This window comes from Rhodoferax sp., assembly GCF_034519335.1.
Classification (GTDB): Bacteria; Pseudomonadota; Gammaproteobacteria; order Burkholderiales; family Burkholderiaceae_C; genus Allorhodoferax.
In genome coordinates, this window is the sequence record NZ_JAXHOL010000020.1 from 12,480 (window position 1) to 27,759 (window position 15,280).

Genomic DNA, 15,280 nt, shown 5'->3' on the forward strand with positions numbered 1-15,280 from the left:
TGCTGACGGGTTCACACGCCGACCGTGACGCCCGCGGCCGTGACGCTGGCCCCGCCGCTGTTGACGGCTGCGCGAGCGGGTTCTTTGCGCCAACACGTTGACGCCACGGCCGTGACGCTGGCCCACCGCTGTTCACGGCTGCTGACGGGTCTTTGCGCCGACCGTGACGCAGCCCGCCGGCGCCCCTCAAAACTCGCCGTTGCCGCTGTTTACCGCCGCCGACGGGTTTCCTTTGCCCCCGACAGTCACAACCACCGCAGTTGCACGTTGGCCCCGCCGCTGTTGACGGCGGCCGACGGGTTCTTTGCCCCGAACGTGATTATCTTGCCCATCGTCCCCGCCGTTCCCGGCATCGACTGGGCCCCGCCGCTGGACCTTGCGACATCTGCCGTCATCGGTCAGGCCCTGCGGTTCATGCGCCTGCCCCCGGTCGCCCGGTTCGACCCTGCCGCCGAAGTGCTGACAGCACTTGCCGAAGCGCATGGCCGCGCAATGGATGAATGCCTTGAGGCCGCCGATTGGTCTTTTGCATCGGTGCTGGCATCGCTGCCCGGTGCCGCGCTGCCGCCGGGCGATATTGCCGATGACAGCATGCCGCACGGATACCAACTGCCCGGCGATCTGATCCAGCTGCGTCAGGTGATCCCGGCCAACGCTGTCTGGCGCATTGACCAAGGCCTGATGCGCGCGGATCAACCCGGCCCGATGGCCATCCGCTACACCGCCCGTGTCACCCTTGAGGCTGTTCTGCCCGCGCAATTCCAGCTTGCCGTGTCGCTGACCATCGCGGCCATGCTGGGCGCCCGCTGGGCCGGGGGCGTGGTTTCGGGCGATGACATGGCAGGGCAGGCGCATGAGGCGCTGAAACTGGCAATGCGCAATGATGCCCGGTCTGCCGCCCCGACGCGTGGCCTTGACACCGGGCGCGGCATGGACGCCGGGCACGATGCAGGCGGCGATCTGGGCTACGGTGATGCCGATGGCAACCCCGACTGGGGCTGGGCGGCCGTGGCATGACGCGCACATCCCCCCCACAAGTAGCGTTTTCCAGCGGCGAAATTGATCCGCTGCTGTATCGCCGGTTTGATTACGCCCGGTTTCAGACAGGGCTGGCCAAATGCAAGGGCTTTCTGCCGCTCGCCCAGGGCGCATTTACCCGCGCGCCCGGCACCTTGTACAAGGGCCGCACCCATGGCGATGGCGCTGGCATCCTTGTGCCGTTCACATTTGCGGTCAACGACGCCGTCACCCTCGAATTCACCGATCTGCGGATGCGTGTCTGGCGTTATGGCGCGCTCGTCATGGCCGGCGTGCTGCCGTATGAGCTGGTCACGCCTTACCCCGCCAGCGCCTTGCAAAGCCTGCAATGGGTGCAGTCTGCCGATGTGATCTATCTGACCGACGGCATACACCCGGTGCAGAAACTGTCGCGCTTTGCGCTGGACAACTGGACCATTGAAGATCTGTCACTGACCACCGGGCCATTCCGGGTGCAGAACCTGGACAACACCCTGACCGTGCAGGCCAGCGGTGAAACTGGCAGCATCACCCTGACAGCCAGCGCCGCCCTGTTCGCCGCGAACCATGTCGGCAGCCTGATGTTGTTGACGCCCACCGACAACACCACCGTGCCCCTGTGGACCAGCAACGAGCCTATTGCGGTGAACGCCCTGCGCCGCTTTGGCCGCAATGTGTATCGCCTGTCTGTCGGCACCAATGCCGGCGAAAACCCACCCATCCACGAGGAAGGCAAAACCCGCGTTGACAACAGCACGGAATGGGAATTCCTGACCGACGACACGGGCGTGGTGCAAATCGCCGCCTTCACCAGCGCCACGTCAGTCACGGCCACCGTGATCAAACGCCTGCCAAAAGGCGTGGTGGATAGCCCTACCTACCGTTGGTCCGAGGGCGCCTGGAATGCGCGCTATGGATACCCGGTCGCGGTCGAGGTTTATGATCAACGCCTGTGTCTGGCGGCGACCCTGACAGAACCCCGCACCGTGTGGTTTTCCACCGTAGGTGATTTTGCCGATTTCACCCCCGGTGTTGATGCCGACAGCGCATTTGCCTATTCCATCGCGGGCGATGCCACCGTGAACCGCATCCTGAACCTGAAACGCGGGCGCACCGGCCTGCATATCCTTGCCCTGGGCGAAGAATACAGCACGCGGTCCGAAAGCCGCGCGCAGGTAATTGGCCCCACCACAACCGTGTTCAGCACCAACAGCAGCTACGGGTCACACACCGCCCGCCCCATTGCACCGGATGGCAACCCGGTGTTCATCAGCCGTGACCGTCGCCGGGTCGTGATGATGAACTACAGCTTTGAGGCCGATGCCAACCGTCCCGTCATCCTGTCGCGCGCCAGCCAGCATCTGGGCAATGACGGGTTTGAACAGATCGTCTGGCAGTCATCGCCCGAACCGATGGCCTGGCTGCGCCTGACCTCGGGCGATCTGGCCGCCATGTCTTATGATGCGGCCGAGGAAATTCTGGGCTGGGCCACGGTGCCCGTCGCAGGTGGCGTGGTCGAAAGCCTTGCCATCACGCCCAATGCCACCGGCACCGAGGACGAGCTGACCCTGATCGTGCGCCGCACTGTTGATGGTGCAACCGTGCGCATGGTGGAAACGATGGCGTCGATCTACGGTGTGCTGAACGGCGGGCAATCTGTCAGTTCCGCCTGCCATCTTTATGCCAGCGCCGATCTGACCTTTGATCCGCCGCAAGCCATCCTGCCCGTGCCTCACCTGACAGGTGAGGCTGTGCAAGTCTGGACCGATGTTGGCGAATTCGGCCCTGTCACGGTGGATGATGATGGCAATGTCACCCTGCCCTTCGCCTGCGGCCATGCCTTTGTCGGGCTGTTTGACGCCACGCATTACGTCGAAACGCTGGATATTCAGGCCGCCGCTGCCGATGGCAACACCATGGGCCGCCCAAAACGTCTGCACGCCAAATTCGGCGTTGCCATGCACCGCACGGCGCAAGGATATATTCAGGTAGTCGAGCGTGATTTCGGCAACCGCGAACGGCTGGGCGACAGGCGCACGCTGGTGCAGCGGTCGGTGGCCGCGACCCTTGCCGATCAACCCGCATCCGGCGTGGCGCAGATCCCCGAACCATCAGGCTTTGCCGGAGAGCTGGCCTTGCGGTTCTACCCCTACAGCGGCGCACCGATGACGGTAACCGCAATCGTTCCCATTGTGCAGGAGGCTGGCCGCTAATGTGTTTTCCCGCAATCGCCGCTGCCGTCGGGCTGGGTGGTGCCACCGCAGCCGGGGCCACCGCCGCCGCCGGTGTCGCCAGCGCATCAACGCTATCCACCCTTGCGACCCTCGCCACCATCGGCGGCACGGTCATTCAGGGGATCAGCGGTCTGAACGCTGCCAACCAGACCCGTGCCGAAATCGCCGCGCAAGCCGAAACCGAACGGCAGTTGACCGCCACGCAGGATGCCCGCCAGCGCGCACAGACCATGCGCGTGATCCGGCAGCAATCGGCGGAACTGGCCGCGCGCGGCGTGTCGCTGGATAGCCCCACAGCCATTGCTCTGGGCCAGACTGCCGCCCAGGAACTGGCGTTTGACAGCCAGTCGATCCGCGCGGGCGGGGTGGCACGGCAACAGGAATTTTCATCGCAAGACCGGCTTGCGCGCGCCAACGGGGCCAACAGCATCTTGCGCGGCACGTTTGGCGCGGCGGGTCAGTTGCTGACGGCCGCCCCTGATCTGTGGCCCGGCTTTCTGCGGCAAGGGGGCGCTGCCTGATGCCGCTGACTGTTCCCCAAGGATCGACCATCGCAGGCCGCGCGGCCAATCTGACCCCGGCCCCTGTGTCCGAATTCGGCGATACCATCGCCGCCGTCGGCACTGCCGTCGCGCAGAAATACACCGCCATTCAGGCCCAGCAGCAAGAAGTGCAGACGCAACGCACGCGGCTGGACGCCACGCGCGAATTCGGCCAGGCGCGCCAGCAGTTTGACCAGATCACCGATCCCGCCCGGATCGAAGCCGAGTGGCCGGTGTTCGTGCAGGACATGACGGATCGTTATGTGAACGCCAAAGGCCCGGACGGCCAGCCCCTGTATACGCCCGAACAGCAGGCAGAGCTTGGCCTGACGTTTCAGGAACTCGGTGACCGCCACGGCCTTGCCCTTGGCCAGCGCGCCATTGATCTGACGCAATCGCAGCAGAATGCCGCCTGCGACCGAGGCGCGCACCGCAATCACCACCGAAGCCGCCACCGCAGACCCCGACACGCTGCAGGCTTTTCTGGAATTCGGCGACGAGGCGATTGACCGCCGTCTTGCCAGCGGCCTGATCATGCCCGCCGATGCGCCTAAGCAGAAAAAAAAGCCGCCCTGCGCCAAGAGGTCTACAACGCCCGCGCCATCCAGATCGCCGACAGTGACCCCGCCGGGTTTCTTGCCCAGTTGGACAGCGGCGAATTCAACGACCTTGGCCCTGAACGCGTCGCAAGCCTGCGCGTATCCACCCAAGCCGAACTTGACCGTCGCGCCGCCGCCGAGGTCAAGGCGGTGGAGGCCGCCACCACTGAACAGAACCGTGCCATTGGCGCGCGGCTGACGACGTTGACGACGCTGTTTGGCAAGGATGGCGTCACCGTAGCCGACCGCGATTTTCTTGACGATCCCGCCGTGCAGGCGCACCCGGACTATGCGGCCGCCGTGGCCGCGCGCGATCTGGCCGATGAAACCCCCGGCATCCGGCAGATGACGCCCGCACAACTGGACGCAGCCATCGCCGCCGAACGGGCTGCGCCGAAGTCCGAGACGTACCAGACCGAACGGCTGGAAGTGCTGACCACCTGGCGCGATGCCGCCGCCAAAGGCTGGACGACTGAACCCGTGGTTCAGGCGCGCACCGCTGGCCTGCCCGTGCCTGAAATTGACGTGGCCGACACCGCCAATCTGGCCACCGGCCTTGCCCAGCGGATGACCTATGCCACCGTCCTGCAGCGTGACGGATACATCACCGATCCGCGCGGGGCCGTGCTGGACGAGGCCGAACGCACCGCGCTGCGCGCTGTCACAGCGCCCGAGGCCGATGTTGCCCCCAAGATCGAACTGGCCCGCGCCATCGTGCAGGGCACACAAGGCAACCCCGAATTCCTGAACCGGATCATCGCGCGGTGGTTTCCGGTGTTCGCCGAGGCCACGCGCCTGATGACGGAAACCGGCCAGACTGGCGTCATCGAGGCGATGCTGCGCGGCCAGCGTAGTTCATTACTGGCCACGGGCAGCCGCAGGCGGCGAATAAGCAATGCGGACCAGATCGCAAAACCTTGATGAAATGACGGCGCGGTGTTTATGATGATGATTCGCAATCGAAGGCGCGCGATTTGAGTGCCACCGAAGCCCTGTATGCGGACGGTTCGCGCGCACAGATTGCGGCGGGTGCTGATACAAGCGTGTCATTTTCTGAGATGATTCAGGTATCCTGCGGCGATGCTTATAGCGCGCAGCTACTTCAACGGTGATCGGCGCAACGCCCGGTCTCGAACGGCGATCTTACCATCGGGGCGTGCAACTGCTTTCGTGACGCGATGGCGCCGGGGCCGTCTAGCTATGTTCTACTATCATCGGACGAGACGGCAGAATGGAAAACTTTGAAGATCAGCCGCCGGGCTGACCTCGTTTAATTCGACTACGGCGGGTTCGTCAAGGTCGATCCATTCCCTGGCGAGACGCCCGCGCCCAAGTACCTCGATGATCATGCGCGGCCTGCGCGCAGCGTCCGTGGATGGCCGGTTGCCTGCATTCACCGCCGCCGATGTGGAAAACGGTATCATTGAACTGCTGCAGATCGAAAAGGCGCCGGGGCGAAATGATCATTGACGGCTCGACTATTCGCGTAATGGGCAATTGGTGGTTTGGCATGAAGGTGAGCAAGGCGACGAATATTAAGCCCCGGGTTACCGGCTGCTCAACTGGGGGACAGCGGAATGACGATCGAGGAATTTAGCTTGCGACTAGATGGTGCAAAACCTCAGCCTTGACCACCGTCGCCCTGCAGGATGGTGATACGCCCTCTGCGCCGCCACCTGATGACCCAATCACAGCCACCATTGATTCAGGCCCTCGCCACATGGGTCCCGTGGCATCGCCGCCCGATGCAACACCCGCCGCCCAGCCGGCAGACCCATTCTCTGATGAAACCGTGCCACCCTTGCTTACTGGCCTGCCACCCCTGCCCACCAACGACGCAGGGTTCTGGGATATCTGGGGTGCCGCCCGGACGCGGCTCCACTATCACGGGCAATGATCAACGTGCGATATGCTAATGCGCGCGGCTCGATTCTCTGCGCTGGATATGCCCCGCCGCCTCGCCAAAAGACGCACAGACAGCCATTTCCACGATAACCGCGCGCTGTACTGGATTCGCAGTTCGGCCGCGTTTCAAACCTTGAGGCACTAGCAGAAGCGTCAGCTTGCCAGCGACATCAGCGGCGATGCCGCCAAGCTAAGACCGCGGGCCACAGACCCGACGCAGATGGGGCGATCTCGCCCTCTGACGCAGGAACTGCCTGGAGGCCCGCCTGTTGAATGACGACAAGGCAGCACTTGCCGATGCAGAGGCCACGCTGGCCGAACCGGGTGGTGGCATCGCCGCGTTTCTGGGCGAAACTGCGCCTCGGCGAATTCAGTCATACTCGCCATCGTCGCATCGATGCCCTCGGTGGCGGCGCAGCAAGGGCCACATATTCATTCTCGTCCGAAGCCCTCGCCGGGCGTGGGGTCAGCAGCGTCATGGCCCTGCCCGGCCAATACCGCGCCGCCGAACGGCTTGATCTGCCTGAACCCAATGCCGTGCAACAGGTGGCCACCGACACCGCCCTTGGCGGCGCGTTCGCAGGTGTGCTGGTGGGGGCAGCCAAGGCCATCGGCTGGGGTGCTAATTGGGCAAGTGCGCGCAACCAGACCGCCATCGTGGCCCGGCCCGAAGTAGAAGAAAGCCGAACTGGGGCTCGAAGTCGAGGTTGCTTCGCCGCCGAGGGCAGAGCTCGACCTGGAAACCGCACCGCGAACGAAGAAACCCTGCTGCACCCAACTGGCGGTTGTCGTCACATGATCAGACCATGCACGAACTGGGCGCAACGCCCCGTGCTGGCCGCCATGGCCGCGTCGATGTGTTCCTCCGGCCTTGTCAGCCCGGCCATCGATCAACACCCCCGGCCTGCGTTATAACGAGGATGCTGGCGCTCGGCCGAAATCGATCGGGCGAGGAAAGTGGTGGCGTAGCCACCGCACAAGCCCCTGGCCAACAGTTCGGCGCGCGGCCTCGGCCAGTTCATTTCCAGCATATAGCTGACCACCGCTGCGCCGCCACTCGCCCCGACATCTTTCGAAGGCCGGATTCTCAACAACGAAGTGCTGGCGCTTGCGCGGGACGATCTCGGCGATTGTTAATCGAGATGACGCGCGCGCTGCAGCGTGACAACCACGCGGCCCTTGCTGCCGCAGGGTTTGATCCCGGTCCTGGCGAGATGTATCTGGTCCACGGCGAGCCGGATCAGGCGGTGGCCGCTGGCCAGGATGCGCGCCGCCCCGAATACGCCGATATCTGGCATTCTGGGCGCGCGCGTCATTTCGGCCAATGCCGGCATCCGGTTCAACGGCAAGCGATTTGCCGATTTCACGGCGGGCGATCTGCGCGCATGGGCCAACAACAAGATGCGCCGCGCCTTTGACCCCGATGCCGCGCGTGACTTGCCCACATTCACCGAAGGCGGCACCAGCCGCAGCTATACCGGTTCGGGGCAGGTCACCACGGGCGACGGCCCGCCCATCGATGTTGATTATGAGGTGGTTGATTATGCAACGCTGATCCGGGCAGCGGGCGATCTGCAACCGCGTGACCGCAGCCGCGTGGCATCGGATGCGCAGATCGCCGATATGGCTGCGCGGCTGGACCCGGCGCTGCTGCTGCCTGCACCGCTGGCATCAAACGGCCCCCCCATCGTGGGCCCCGACAACATCATTGAAAGCGGCAATGGCCGGGCCATGGCCATCGCCCGCGCCTACGAACGGGTGCCGGACCGCGCGCAGGCCTATCGTGGTGCCATCGAGGCCGCAGGCTATGCCATCCCCGACGGTGTCACCCAGCCTGTGCTGATCGCGCGCCGGCGCAGCGCATTCACCCCCGATCAGCGCCGCCAGTTCGTGATCGATGCGCAGGACGGTGGCACGGCCCGTATGACGCCCACCGAAGTGGCCCGCAACACTGCGCGCAATCTTCAATCCCCCATTCTGGCACAGCTTGACCCCAGCCAGCCCATCACATCCGGGGCCAATGGCAACTTTGTGCGCGCGGCCCTTGCCACCCTGCCCCGCACCGAACGCAACGCAATGTTCGATGCCAGTGGTGCGCTCAACGCCTTTGGCCAGCGCCAGCTGCGCGAGGCCCTGTTTGCGCGCGCCTGGTCTGATCCCGACATGGTGGCACTGTATGCCGAGGGGGCCGCAAACGATCTGAAAACCCTGATCGAGGCGCTGGACACGGCCGCACCGGAATGGGCCGCACTGCGCGCTGACATCGAGGCGGGCCTTGTCGCGCCGGAAATGGATATCAGCGGCCATGTGATGGACGCCATGCGCCTGATTTCTGCCGCGCGTCAGGTGGCCGCGCGTGACAGGCTGCCCGTGACCAAGGCCCTGTCCGAAATCCTCGACGCGGTTGACATGATCGAAGGCCCGGTTGCGCCGCTGACCGCCGCAATGGTGCGCAAGTTCTGGCCGAACGGCCGCGCGGCCAACGCCGATGATGTGGCCGCCTTCCTGACCCGCTACGCCAGTGACGCGCGCAAGGCCGGGGCCAGTGGTGGCCTGTTTGATGCGCCCACCCCGCGCGATGTTCTGGTAGCCATCGACAAGCCCGCATTCGGCGATCTGCCGGATGACCTTGGCTTCGTGCGCGCGGCCTGCACGGTGATTTGCTGGCCCAGCACGGCGCGCACCGCCAGCTCAAAGCCGTCTACCGTGCCCGGCACACGCAGGCCTGCGCCATCGGGAAACGTGCCCTGCAGCACGGCGTGGATGGCGTGCGGATCGGCATCCAGGTCCAGCAGGTTGCGTACGCGGGCCATTACCAACGGCAGCGCGCTGGCCAACGATTCGCTCACGGTGATCAGCACTTCGTTGCGTTCGGGCAGCAGTTGCAGTTGCAGCCAGCCTTGCAGTGGTTGGCCCGCTCCATGCAGGGCCAACGTGCGCGCCAGGCGCGACTGGGCCACATCCACCACCTCCACACCGGCCAGGCTGCGTTGGGCAAAAAACTGCAGCATGGCGGCCCCGTCCAGCGGTGGCCGATAGGCCGCCTTGAGCTGCAGGCCGGTGCTTTGACTCGCGTGGCTGCCCGCCGCACTGCGCAGGGCGCGCGGCTGCAGCCGGTACTGCGCCACAAACACGGTGTTGAAGCGCCGCACGCTGGCAAAGCCGCTCAACGCGGCTACCTGAGCAATCGGGAGCTGGGTGTCGGTGAGCAGTTGTTTGGCCGTCAGCAGGCGCCGGGTTTGCAGGTACTGCAATGGCGAGACGCCCCACAGCGCTTCAAAAATGCGGCGCAGGTGGCGCTCGCTCACGCCCAGGCGCTCGGCCACCTGACCCATGCTGGGGGCACCATCGCTCCAGAGCTGGGGGGCGTCCAGCAACTGGGCCGCTTGGCGCGCCAGGATGGCGGAGGCGTCCTGGGTGGACCAGGCTTGTGCGCCCAGCGCCTGCAGGCCCGAGGGCGCCAGCTCGGGGCGGCAGCGCATGCAGGGCCGAAAGCCCGCAGCCTCAGCCTGCGAGGCCAGCGCAAAAAAACGGCAGTTCTCTTGTTTGGGTGTACGTACCTTGCAGACCGGGCGGCAGTAGATGCCGGTGCTGGTGACGCCAGTGAAGAAGCGCCCGTCAAACCGCGCATCGCGTGCCTTGAGGGCCAGGTACTGGCCAGCGTCGGCGTTGTGGGCGGAAGAGGGGCTGTGCATGGGCTGGATGATACGGAGCCAGGTGTGCGCCATGCGCCGTTTTCGGACATGTGGCTGTGGCGAAAACGGGGAGGCTGCCGCCTACAATGTGCCGCCACAGGCACGGGCATCCGCACCGGCCGATACAAGGATTTTTTAGTGCAGCTGGCACCCCGTATTTTCAAGGCCTATGACATCCGCGGCGTGGTGCCCCAGACCCTGAATGAAGAGTTTGCGCGCGGCTTGGGCCGCGCCTTTGGCACCGTGGCCATGGCCCGAGGTGAAACCACCGTGGCCGTGGGCCGCGATGGACGACTGAGCGGTCCCGCGCTGGCTGCGGCGCTGGTGCGTGGACTGCAGGAGGCTGGTGTGGTGGTCATTGACGTGGGCATGGTGACCACGCCCATGCTGTATTTCGCGGCGCACACCCTGTGCAGCAGTGGCATCCAGGTCACCGGCAGCCACAACCCGCGTGATGACAATGGTTTCAAGATGGTGCTGGCCGGGCAGGCCATTTATGGCGACGCGATCCAAACCCTGCGTCTGTGCATGGAACAAGAAACTTGGGTGCTGCAGCCCGGCGGCTCCTGCCGCAGCGTGGACTTGCTGGCCGATTACACGGCGCGCATGGTGGGTGATGTGTGTCTGGCGCGCCCCTTGAAAATTGTGGTGGACAGCGGCAACGGTGTGGCCGGGGCCTCGGCGCCAGATATCTTGCGTGCCCTGGGCTGCGAGGTGCAGGAGCTGTTCAGCACGGTGGATGGCAATTTTCCGAATCACCACCCCGACCCCAGCCAACCCGAAAACCTGCGTGACCTGGTTGCGGCCCTGCAGCAGGGGGATGCCGAGCTGGGCCTGGCCTTTGATGGTGACGGCGACCGGCTGGGCATCGTCACCCGCGATGGGCAGACCATCTACCCGGACCGCCAGATGGTGCTGTTTGCACGCGATGTGCTCAGCCGCGTGCCGGGTGGCACCGTCGTCTTTGATGTGAAATGCTCGCAGCAGCTGGCGCCCGCCATCACTGCGGCGGGTGGCCGGCCGCTGATGTGGAAGACCGGCCATTCGCTGATCAAGGCCAAGATGCGTGAGGTCGACGCGCCGCTGGGCGGAGAGATGAGTGGCCATATGTTCTTCAAGGATCGATGGTACGGGTTCGACGACGGCACCTATGCCGCAGCCCGCTTGCTGGAAATTGTGAGCCGTGCGCCCGATGCCAGTGCCCTCCTCAACGCACTGCCCACCAGCTACTCCACACCGGAATTGCATGTGGCGTGTGCGGAGGCACATGCCGTGGTGGAGCAACTCATGCATGAGATGCCGATGCCGGCTCACGCCGTGGTGAGCACGGTGGACGGTCTGCGCGTGGACTGGCCCGATGGCTTTGGCCTGGTGCGCGCCTCGAACACCACGCCGGTGTTGGTGTTGCGTTTTGAAGGGCAGACCGAGGCTGCGCTACAGCGCATCCAGGACGCCATGCTGGCCCTGCTGCGCGCCGTGTTGCCCGACGCCCAGATTCGAAAGGCTGTGCATTGAAGCCCGCTGCTCCTCAACGCATTTTGCTCGTCAAGCTCTCGTCGCTGGGCGATGTGGTGCATGCCATGCCGGCCGTGCAAGACCTGCGCCGTGCCTATCCGCAAGCGCAGATGGACTGGGTCGTGGAAGCGGCCTTTGCGCCGCTGGTGGCACGTTGCCAAGGTGTGCAGCGGGTGATTCCGTGTGAGCTGCGGCGCTGGCGCAAGGCGCCGTTTTCCGCCGCTACGCGCCACGCTTGGCGTGCGTTCAAAGCGCAGCTGCAGTCCCATACCTATGACGCCATCATCGACCTGCAGGGCCTGAGCAAGTCCGCGCTGGTGTCCTGGCTGGCGCGCACCACGCCCGGTGGCAAGCGTTACGGCCTGGCCAACCAGACCGACGGCTCGGGGTTTGAGGCTCCGGCGCGCTGGGTGGCTGATGTGGCCATCGAGATCGAACCGCATGTGCACGCCGTGCAGCGCTCGCGCATTTTGTGTGCCGCAGCGTTGGGCTACGACCTGCAGGGGCCGGCGCTGGCCGGCCTGCATGCCGGTAGCCTGGCGGCCGCAGCCCCCCCGCAAAACGCAGCCAGCGGCAATTCCTTTGCACCTAAAAAGCCATTGGTGGCGTTGGTACATGGCACCTCGCGCGCCGACAAGGAATGGCCACAGGCCGCCTGGGTGGCACTGGGCCAGCGCCTCAACCATGCAGGTTTTGCCGTTGCACTGGCGCATGGCAATACGAGCGAAAAAGCCACCAGCGAAGCCATCGCCGCGCAGCTGCAGGACGCCTGGGTCTGGCCCGCCATGGCACTGGATGCCATGACCGACACGCTGGCCCAATGCGCCGGTGTGGTGGGCGTGGACAGCGGCGTGAGCCACATGGCTGTGGCACTGGACCTGCCGCATGTGCAGATCTACAACTTTGACACCGCCTGGCGCACCGGCCCCGAGGTACTGGCCGGCACCGACGCGGCCACCGCACCGCGCCTGCCGCTGCGGCAAATCAGCGTGTTTGGCCAACCCCAGCCCACGGTGGACGCCGTGTGGGAGGCGTGGGAAAGCCTGGCCACTCCGGTGCTGTGCCGATGATGCGCGCCCTCTATTCGCTGGCCGTCTGGTTGGCGCAGCCCCTGGTGCGCCGCAAGCTGCGTCGTCGCGCTGCGGCTGAGCCTCTGTATGGTGAACACATCGCCGAGCGCTTTGGCCACTACGCCCACGGCGCCCCTGCGGCGGGCGAGGGGCCGCTGGTTTGGCTGCATGCGGTATCACTGGGCGAAACGCTGGCCGCCGCCACGCTGGTGGCAGCCCTGCGCCAGCAACTGCCTGGCATGCGCCTGTTGCTCACCCACGGCACGGCCACCGGCCGCGCGGCTGGCGTGCGCCTCTTGCAGCCCGGCGATGTGCAGGTGTGGCAGCCCTGGGACACGGTAGGTGCGGTGCGCCGCTTTCTGACCCACTTTCGTCCGCAACTGGGCCTGCTGATGGAAACCGAGCTGTGGCCCAATTTGGTGGCCGAGAGTGCGCGTGCGGGGGTGCCGTTGTGCCTGGTGAATGCGCGCTTGAGCGAGAAAAGCCTGCGCCAAGCCCAGCGCCTGGCCTGGCTGGCGCGGCCCGCCTACCAGGGCCTGAACGCAGTCTGGGCGCAGAGCGAGGCCGATGCCCAGCGCCTGCGCCAGCTGGGCGCGCCGGTGCGCGGGGTGATGGGCAACTTCAAATTCGACATGGCGCCCAATGCCACGCAGCTCGCGCAGGGCCGGGCTTGGCGCACGGCCAGCACCCGCCCGGTGCTGATGTTCGCCAGCGCGCGCGAGGGCGAAGAGGCCATGCTGGTCGAGGTTTTGAAGCGAAATAGGCCTCTAGGCCCCGTGGATATTGCGCAAGAAGCTCCTGAAATCATAGCAAATTCCGTGCAGTGGCTGGTCGTTCCACGCCACCCGCAGCGCTTTGACGAGGTGGCGGCGCTCTTCACCGTGGCGGGCTACACGGTGGCGCGCCGCAGCCAGTGGGGGGCCGACGGTCCGGTAGCGGCCGATGTGTGGCTGGGTGATTCGCTGGGCGAGATGGCGCTGTACTTTGGCCTGGCCCATGCGGCCCTGCTGGGGGGAAGCTTTGCGCCCTTGGGCGGGCAAAACCTGATTGAGGCTGCGGCCTGCGGGGTGCCGGTGTTCATGGGGCCCCACACCTACAACTTTGCCGAGGCGGCGCAGCTGTCGGCTGCTTCGGGTGCCGCAGTTTCATGCGCTGATCTGGTCACTGCGGTGGATCGTGCCACCACCATGTTGCACCAGCCGCAGGCGTTGGATGCTGCCCACCAAGCCGCTCTGGGTTTGGGGGCCGCCCACCGCGGTGCTGCGCAGCGTACGGCCCAGGCACTGGCCACGGTGCTGGCAGAAAAAAAGCCCTGACCTCGCAAGGTTCAGGGCCCGGGCGGGGGGGGGCGAAACTCAGTTCGCCAGCTGCCCGTTGATGGGATTCAAATCCTCTGCCATCAGCGTGCCATTGGCCTGCTTGAGCTTCAAGCCACCCAAGAGCACGTCATACCGTGCTTTGGCCAGCTTGGCCTTGGTGTCAAACAACTGGCTCTGGCTGTTGAGCACATCGATGTTGATGCGCACCCCCACCTGGTAACCCAGCTTGTTGGCTTCCAGCGCGCTTTGGCTCGATGCCTCTGCCGCTTCCAAGGCCTTGACCTGGCCTTGGCCGGAAAGTACCCCAAAGAACGCAGTGCGGGTGCCTTGGGCCACTGCACGTTTGGTGGCTTCCAGATCGGTACGGGCCTTGTCTTCCAGCGCCAGGGTTTCCTTGATGCGGTTTTGGGTCGAGAAACCGGCAAACAGCGGCAGGTTGAAGCTCACCCCAATGGTGGCTACGTTCACCCGGCTGTCGGCGGTTGCGGTGGAGGTGCCGTTGTTGTTGACGGCTGAGTAGCTGCCGGTCAGGTCCAGGGTGGGCTTGTGGCCGGCTTCGGCCTTGGCGGTTTCCAGCTTGGCCACTTCCAGTGCAATTTCTTGTTGCTGGATGCCAGGGTGGCGGGTGGCTGACTGCTGCACCCAGACTTCGGCATCGGCTGGCTCCAAGGGGGCCAGCACCACCGGGGCGGCCAAAGGCTTGGGGGCTGCATCACTCTTGCCCACCAGCTGGTTCAGGGCAATGGTCTTGACGCGCAGATCGTTCTCGGCAGCCAGCTCCTGGGCAATCACCAAGTCAAAGCGGGCTTGCGCCTCGCGGCTGTCGGTGATGGTGGAGGTACCCACCTCAAAGTTGCGCTTGGCCGAGGCCAGCTGTTCGGCCACGGCGGTCTTCTGGCTCTTCACAAACGCCAGGCTGTCGGTAGAGGCCAGCACATCAAAGTAGGCTTGGCTCACGCGCACGATCAAATCCTGCTCGGCCGCCTGCAGCTGGGCCTGTGCCAAAGCCACCTGCTTGTTGCCCTGCTCGTAGCTGGCCCAGTTGGCCGGGCGGTACAAAGGCTGGGAGGCGCTGATGGTGGCAGTCTGGGAGCCATATGAGCGCTCAGCCGAGGGCAAGACTTCCTGGTTGGAGCGGCTGGCACCCAAGGCAAAGTTGGCGGTAGGCAGGATGGCGGCCCGCGCTTGGGCAGACTTGGCCAGGGTTGCGTCGAACTGGCTCTTGGCGGACTGGTAGCTGGCGTCAAAGCCGCGTGCGGCGGTGTACAGGTCTACCAGGCTTTGGGCTTGGGCCAGGGGGGCGAATGTGGCAGCAGCCAATACGGCCAGGGGAAGTAGTTTGAAGCGCATGGGGTTTCGTAGACGTGGCATGGAGGAAGGCTTT

General features: G+C 65.2%; 12 protein-coding genes and 1 pseudogene. 11 read left to right on the forward strand and 2 right to left on the reverse strand.

Going from position 1 to position 15,280, the window contains the following annotated elements; all coding sequences use genetic code 11:
* Positions 1-111: 111 nt before the first annotated feature.
* From U5O12_RS08270 to U5O12_RS08305, 8 genes and pseudogenes are all read left to right on the forward strand, one after another.
* Entirely contained in the window at positions 112-1,017 is a 906-nt protein-coding gene (locus U5O12_RS08270; RefSeq protein ID WP_322578172.1) for a hypothetical protein, read from the forward strand.
* Positions 1,014-3,230, forward strand: a complete 2,217-nt coding sequence (locus U5O12_RS08275; protein WP_322578173.1) for a hypothetical protein — start codon at positions 1,014-1,016, stop codon at positions 3,228-3,230. The genes U5O12_RS08270 and U5O12_RS08275 overlap by 4 nt, the downstream gene beginning before the upstream one ends.
* The gene (locus U5O12_RS08280) at positions 3,230-3,772 is read left to right on the forward strand and encodes a hypothetical protein (RefSeq protein WP_322578174.1); all 543 of its coding nucleotides are present in this window, start codon (positions 3,230-3,232) and stop codon (positions 3,770-3,772) included. Before U5O12_RS08275 ends, U5O12_RS08280 begins: the two co-directional genes overlap by 1 nt.
* Positions 3,772-4,302 (forward strand): hypothetical protein, encoded by a 531-nt coding sequence (locus U5O12_RS08285; RefSeq protein ID WP_322578175.1) that lies wholly within the window; start codon positions 3,772-3,774, stop codon positions 4,300-4,302. Before U5O12_RS08280 ends, U5O12_RS08285 begins: the two co-directional genes overlap by 1 nt.
* A 135-nt stretch (positions 4,303-4,437) precedes the next feature.
* The gene (locus U5O12_RS08290; protein WP_322578176.1) at positions 4,438-5,313 is read left to right on the forward strand and encodes a hypothetical protein; all 876 of its coding nucleotides are present in this window, start codon (positions 4,438-4,440) and stop codon (positions 5,311-5,313) included.
* Between the two features lie 426 nt (positions 5,314-5,739).
* Positions 5,740-5,862 carry a hypothetical protein gene (locus tag U5O12_RS08295; protein WP_322578177.1) on the forward strand — a complete coding sequence of 41 codons (123 nt, stop codon included), beginning with the start codon at positions 5,740-5,742 and terminating at the stop codon, positions 5,860-5,862.
* A gap of 912 nt (positions 5,863-6,774) precedes the next feature.
* The gene (locus tag U5O12_RS08300) at positions 6,775-7,212 is read left to right on the forward strand and encodes a hypothetical protein (protein WP_322578178.1); all 438 of its coding nucleotides are present in this window, start codon (positions 6,775-6,777) and stop codon (positions 7,210-7,212) included.
* 486 nt (positions 7,213-7,698) lie between these two features.
* Positions 7,699-8,139, forward strand: a pseudogene (locus tag U5O12_RS08305) (hypothetical protein); the annotation flags it as partial.
* 671 nt (positions 8,140-8,810) lie between these two features.
* Here U5O12_RS08305 and U5O12_RS08310 read toward each other — a convergent pair.
* Positions 8,811-10,025, reverse strand: a complete 1,215-nt coding sequence (locus U5O12_RS08310; RefSeq protein ID WP_416221466.1) for a bifunctional transcriptional activator/DNA repair enzyme AdaA — start codon at positions 10,023-10,025, stop codon at positions 8,811-8,813.
* Positions 10,026-10,130: 105 nt separating this feature from the next.
* Between U5O12_RS08310 and U5O12_RS08315 the strand changes: the two genes are divergently transcribed.
* From U5O12_RS08315 to U5O12_RS08325, 3 genes are read left to right on the forward strand one after another with little or no spacing between them, the layout of a single operon-like run.
* Positions 10,131-11,507, forward strand: a complete 1,377-nt coding sequence (locus U5O12_RS08315) for a phosphomannomutase/phosphoglucomutase (RefSeq protein WP_322578179.1) — start codon at positions 10,131-10,133, stop codon at positions 11,505-11,507.
* Entirely contained in the window at positions 11,504-12,577 is a 1,074-nt protein-coding gene (gene waaC, locus U5O12_RS08320) for a lipopolysaccharide heptosyltransferase I (RefSeq protein ID WP_322578180.1), read from the forward strand. The genes U5O12_RS08315 and waaC overlap by 4 nt, the downstream gene beginning before the upstream one ends.
* On the forward strand, positions 12,574-13,893 hold the full coding sequence (locus U5O12_RS08325; RefSeq protein ID WP_322578181.1) for a 3-deoxy-D-manno-octulosonic acid transferase: 1,320 nt from the start codon (positions 12,574-12,576) through the stop codon (positions 13,891-13,893). Before waaC ends, U5O12_RS08325 begins: the two co-directional genes overlap by 4 nt.
* Positions 13,894-13,932: 39 nt before the next feature.
* On the opposite strand, the gene U5O12_RS08330 is transcribed toward U5O12_RS08325, so the two are convergent.
* Positions 13,933-15,267: a TolC family outer membrane protein gene (locus tag U5O12_RS08330; protein WP_322578182.1), complete on the reverse strand. Its 1,335-nt coding sequence runs from the start codon at positions 15,265-15,267 to the stop codon at positions 13,933-13,935.
* Positions 15,268-15,280 lie beyond the last annotated feature (13 nt).

Bases quoted from the DNA above. Each gene is read 5' to 3' on its own strand.
- U5O12_RS08330 (WP_322578182.1), bottom strand. From the start codon at position 15,267: ATGCCACGTCTACGAAACCCCATGCGCTTCAAACTACTTCCCCTGGCC.
- U5O12_RS08300 (WP_322578178.1), top strand. From the start codon at position 6,775: ATGGCCCTGCCCGGCCAATACCGCGCCGCCGAACGGCTTGATCTGCCT.
- U5O12_RS08310 (WP_416221466.1), bottom strand. From the start codon at position 10,025: ATGGCGCACACCTGGCTCCGTATCATCCAGCCCATGCACAGCCCCTCT.
- U5O12_RS08275 (WP_322578173.1), top strand. From the start codon at position 1,014: ATGACGCGCACATCCCCCCCACAAGTAGCGTTTTCCAGCGGCGAAATT.
- U5O12_RS08280 (WP_322578174.1), top strand. From the start codon at position 3,230: ATGTGTTTTCCCGCAATCGCCGCTGCCGTCGGGCTGGGTGGTGCCACC.
- U5O12_RS08285 (WP_322578175.1), top strand. From the start codon at position 3,772: ATGCCGCTGACTGTTCCCCAAGGATCGACCATCGCAGGCCGCGCGGCC.
- U5O12_RS08295 (WP_322578177.1), top strand. From the start codon at position 5,740: ATGCGCGGCCTGCGCGCAGCGTCCGTGGATGGCCGGTTGCCTGCATTC.
- U5O12_RS08325 (WP_322578181.1), top strand. From the start codon at position 12,574: ATGATGCGCGCCCTCTATTCGCTGGCCGTCTGGTTGGCGCAGCCCCTG.